Source organism: Halorubrum sp. AJ67 (assembly GCF_000513435.1).
In genome coordinates this window covers 98,479-99,527 of sequence record NZ_CBVY010000015.1, presented here as the reverse complement: position 1 = coordinate 99,527, position 1,049 = coordinate 98,479, and the positions used below count along the sequence as shown (strand labels likewise).

At 69.9% G+C, this 1,049-nt stretch carries 1 protein-coding gene and 1 pseudogene; both read right to left on the bottom strand.

Annotated features, from left to right (window positions below):
* Positions 1 to 706, bottom strand: a 706-nt coding sequence (locus BN903_RS11920; protein ID WP_048077928.1) for a mechanosensitive ion channel family protein, incomplete at its 3' end; no start/stop codon positions are given.
* Positions 707 to 836: 130 nt separating this feature from the next.
* Positions 837 to 1,049, bottom strand: a pseudogene (locus BN903_RS18130) (HAD family hydrolase); the annotation flags it as partial.

Sequence of the window (1,049 nt, the reverse complement as noted above, 5' to 3'; positions counted from 1 at the left end):
CGTTGGGGACCGTCACCAGCACCTCGTCGCGGGTGAGGACCGTCGTCGAGCGCACGCCGACCTTGATCACCGTCCCGGCGGTCCCGTCGTCGAGGACGATGTAGTCGCCGATCTTGTAGGTGTCGTCGAAGTACAGCGCGATCCCGCCGAAGAAGTTCGCGACCGTGTCCTTCGCGGCGAACCCGACCGCGATGCCGGCGACGCCCGCCGCGCCGAGCAGGGGCGTGATCTCGATGCCCCAGAGCCACAGCAGCGTCCCGACGCTCCCGACCAGCACCGCGAGCGTCCAGACGTTCGAGAACACGGGCGCGAAGTCGAAGCGTCCGCCCTCCTCGTTGACCGCGGCCACGAGCCGGTTCACGACGGTGTTGGCGGCGTACGCCCACACGAGGACGATGACCGACAGCGACGGCCGCCCGAAGAGGTCGTCGAGCAGCTGCGGGTCCAAGAGGACGGACGACCGGATCGCCGGGACCTGCGTGAGTACGTACACGCCGGCGAGCGCGGCGGTGACGACGAGCGGTGCCCGCAGCGAGGAGATGACGATGTCGTCGTACGCGGTGTCGGTGTTCGAGACGTGTCGTCTGGCGAGCCGGAGAACGACGTACTCCATCCCCACGGCGGCGACGACGGAGACGGCGAGGACGGCGACCGTCGCTTCGAGCGCCGAGAACCCCTCGAACAACGCGGAAAGCGACGGTACCATGCCTTCGAGACGCGCCTGCGAGGGATAACCGTTGCTGCGGACGGCGATTCCACCGCCGAGGTCGGCGGCCCCGGAAGAGACAACCGGGACATCGACCGCGAAGACTCCGAGAGAGAACGGTCGGACCGTCCTACTCGGCGCGCGACCGGTCGGTCGGGACGCCGTCCGAGCGCGTCGTCTCCCCGGTCGACGCGTCCGAACCGACGACCTCAGCGAGCGCGCGGAGGCTCTCGACCTCGAAGGTCGGGTCGACGCCGGGGTCGATCGCGGCGTTGTGGTCGCGCCTGAGGAACACGCCGTCGAGGCCGGCCCGCTCGGCGGCGATCATGTCCGTGGCGCGGTC